Raw genomic sequence first — 662 nt, forward strand, 5'->3', positions numbered from 1 at the left:
TTCTAACGAAACCTATCGACCCGAAACACCTCATCGCCACGCTGCGAAACCGAGGCCGAAGAGCTCGATCCCTTTTGGCACTAATGATTCGCGATAGCCTGACCGGGCTTTACAATCATACCCATACTCTACATTTGCTAGAAATTGAAGTTGCTAAAGCAGCGGAAAGCGAACTACCTGTCTGTTTCGCAATGCTCGATATCGACTACTTCAAAAAGATTAATGATAACTACGGCCACCCTATTGGCGACCGCGTACTGAAAAGCCTTTCTCTTTTCCTTAAACAGCGGCTACGTAAAACAGACCACATCGGTCGCTATGGTGGCGAAGAGTTTGCCATCGTACTGCCAAATACTTCTGAACGCGATGCTAAAACTATTCTTAACGAAATACGTGAACGCTTTGCAGAATTACCACAGCCCGCCGGAACCGGCACATTCAATGTCACCTTTAGTTGCGGCATTGCATTAGCTGACCACGAAAACGCTCAATCCTTATGTGAAAAGGCTGATCATGCCCTATACGAAGCAAAGAGAAATGGACGAAATAATGTCCGTTGCTACAATACAGAACTGTAAGAAAACCTGCTTGTAAATAACGCAATATATGGGCAAACTAGCCACTATATTGTAGATAAAGTGTCATAAAAAGAAACTACACTT

Annotated in this window: 1 protein-coding gene; it reads left to right on the forward strand. The window is 44.1% G+C overall.

Annotation, left to right across the window (positions count from 1 at the left end; translation table 11 throughout):
• Window positions 1-578: GGDEF domain-containing protein (locus A3763_RS24175; protein ID WP_156495304.1), on the forward strand; the 578-nt coding region annotated here is incomplete at its 5' end.
• Between the last annotated feature and the right edge of the window lie 84 nt (window positions 579-662).

It is taken from the genome of Oleiphilus sp. HI0128 (assembly GCF_001635365.1).